Source organism: Ruegeria sp. BG8 (assembly GCF_056538325.1).
The window spans coordinates 1-2,500 of the sequence record NZ_JBQFSZ010000023.1 but is presented as its reverse complement, the minus strand read 5'-3'; the positions used below and the strand labels follow the sequence as shown (position 1 = coordinate 2,500).

Genomic DNA, 2,500 nt, shown 5'->3' with positions numbered 1-2,500 from the left:
AGTGATCTAGGCATGGCCAGGTTGAAGGTAAGGTAACACTTACTGGAGGACCGAACCCACATCCGTTGAAAAGGATCGGGATGAGCTGTGCCTAGGGGTGAAAGGCCAATCAAACTCGGAGATAGCTGGTTCTCTGCGAAATCTATTTAGGTAGAGCGTCATCCGAATACCCCGGGGGGTAGAGCACTGGATGGGTAATGGGGCCCCACAGGCTTACTGATCCTAACCAAACTCCGAATACCCGGGAGTACTAGATGGCAGACACACTGCGGATGCTAACGTCCGTAGTGGAGAGGGAAACAACCCTGACCTACGACTAAGGCCCCCAATTCATGGCTAAGTGGGAAAGCAGGTGGGACGACCAAAACAACCAGGAGGTTGGCTTAGAAGCAGCCATCCTTTAAAGATAGCGTAACAGCTCACTGGTCTAAATAAGTTGTCCTGCGGCGAAGATGTAACGGGGCTCAAGCCATGAGCCGAAGTCTAGGGATGCGTAAGCATCGGTAGCAGAGCGTAGTGTGACATAGTTCCATGCGTCCTTAACTCCTTCGGGGGTATTGGACGCAAGGAGCTTTCGATGAAGCGGGCGCGTGAGCGATCCCGTGGAGAGATCACTAGTGAGAATGATGACATGAGTAGCGACAAAGAGTGTGAGAGACACTCTCGCCGAAAGTCCAAGGGTTCCTGCTTAAAGCTAATCTGAGCAGGGTAAGCCGGCCCCTAAGCCGAGGCCGAAAGGCGTAGGCGATGGGAATCAGGTTAATATTCCTGAGCCAGGAGGATGTGACGGATCACAGGTGTAGTTCAATCTTATCGGATTGATTGGGCTGCTGAGTGGTTCCTGGAAATAGCCCTCCATCAGACCGTACCCTAAACCGACACAGGTGGACTGGTAGAGCATACCAAGGCGCTTGAGAGAACGATGTTGAAGGAACTCGGCAAAATACCTCCGTAAGTTCGCGAGAAGGAGGCCCGGTTCCTAGGCAACTAGGGGCTGGGGGCACAAACCAGGGGGTGGCGACTGTTTATTAAAAACACAGGGCTCTGCGAAGTCGCAAGACGACGTATAGGGTCTGACGCCTGCCCGGTGCCTGAAGGTTAAAAGGAGAGGTGAGAGCCTTGAATTGAAGCCCAGGTAAACGGCGGCCGTAACTATAACGGTCCTAAGGTAGCGAAATTCCTTGTCGGGTAAGTTCCGACCTGCACGAATGGCGTAACGACTTCCCCGCTGTCTCCAACATCGACTCAGCGAAATTGAATTGCCTGTCAAGATGCAGGCTTCCCGCGGTTAGACGGAAAGACCCCGTGCACCTTTACTACAGCTTCGCACTGGCATCAGGATTGTGATGTGCAGGATAGGTGGTAGGCTTTGAAGCAGGAACGCAAGTCCCTGTGGAGCCTCCCTTGAGATACCACCCTTCGCACTCTTGATGTCTAACCGCGGTCCGTTATCCGGATCCGGGACCCTGCGTGGCGGGTAGTTTGACTGGGGCGGTCGCCTCCTAAAGCGTAACGGAGGCGCGCGAAGGTTGGCTCAGAGCGGTCGGAAATCGCTCGTTGAGTGCAATGGCAGAAGCCAGCCTGACTGCGAGACTGACAAGTCGAGCAGAGTCGAAAGACGGCCATAGTGATCCGGTGGTCCCGAGTGGAAGGGCCATCGCTCAACGGATAAAAGGTACGCCGGGGATAACAGGCTGATACTGCCCAAGAGTCCATATCGACGGCAGTGTTTGGCACCTCGATGTCGGCTCATCTCATCCTGGGGCTGGAGCAGGTCCCAAGGGTACGGCTGTTCGCCGTTTAAAGAGGTACGTGAGCTGGGTTTAGAACGTCGTGAGACAGTTCGGTCCCTATCTGCCGTGGGTGTAGGAGACTTGAGAGGAGTTGCCCCTAGTACGAGAGGACCGGGGTGAACGATCCACTGGTGGACCAGTTGTCGTGCCAACGGCAGTGCTGGGTAGCTATGATCGGACAGGATAACCGCTGAAGGCATCTAAGCGGGAAGCCCCCCTCAAAACAAGGTCTCCCTGAGGGCCGTGGAAGACCACCACGTCAATAGGCCGGAGATGTAAGCGCAGTAATGCGTTCAGTTGACCGGTACTAATCGCCCGATAGGCTTGATTTGATCCAGTAACAGAAAGACAAAGCTCACCGCCTCAAGTAGAAAAGCGGTAGGCGATCAAACAAGACCAAAAGCATACACACCTTGACCAAGGACAGCGTCGTAGCACCTAGCCGCGATGTTGGTTGATACTATAACCGTGCGGGAACGCGCATTCGCAAGCGAATACGCTGCCTCCCGCGCGTCGCCTTTTTGCAAAGCAAAAAGAGCGACGTGGGCTTTTCCTCGGTTTGGTGGTCATAGCGCAAGTGAAACACCCGGTCCCATCCCGAACCCGGAAGTTAAGCACTGCCGCGCCAATGGTACTTGGGCTTAAGCCCCGGGAGAGTAGGTCACCGCCAAACCTAGTAAAAGCCCAATCCTCTCTAACGATGAAAA

Annotated in this window: 2 rRNA genes (1 of these 2 cut by a window edge); both read left to right on the top strand. The window is 54.4% G+C overall.

The features are described 5' to 3' along the window. A 23S ribosomal RNA gene (locus ACR0DG_RS21360) occupies window positions 1-2,125 on the top strand (it extends 702 nt beyond the left edge of the window). A 226-nt stretch (window positions 2,126-2,351) separates the two neighbouring features. Then, window positions 2,352-2,466: ribosomal RNA gene (gene rrf / locus ACR0DG_RS21355) — 5S ribosomal RNA — on the top strand. Window positions 2,467-2,500 lie beyond the last annotated feature (34 nt).